Genomic DNA, 219 nt, shown 5'->3' on the forward strand with positions numbered 1-219 from the left:
ATGCGGATTATCCGGGCTATTGTCGCGGGCGAGCGCAATCCCGACGTGTTGGCGACCTACCGTGATGTGCGCTGCCATTCCTCCATCGAGACGATCCGCGCCGCGCTGGTGGGCAACGATCGAGACGAACATGTCTTCGCGCTGACCCAGTCGCTGGAGCTCTACGACACCTACCAGGCCAAGATGCTTGACTGCGATCACAAGCTGGAATCCTTGATG

Annotated in this window: 1 pseudogene; it reads left to right on the forward strand. The window is 59.8% G+C overall.

Annotated elements, in window-relative coordinates:
* A pseudogene (locus tag ACWGS9_RS35970) lies at window positions 1-219 on the forward strand (IS110 family transposase); the annotation flags it as partial.

Source organism: Mesorhizobium sp. Arg314 (assembly GCF_053714275.1).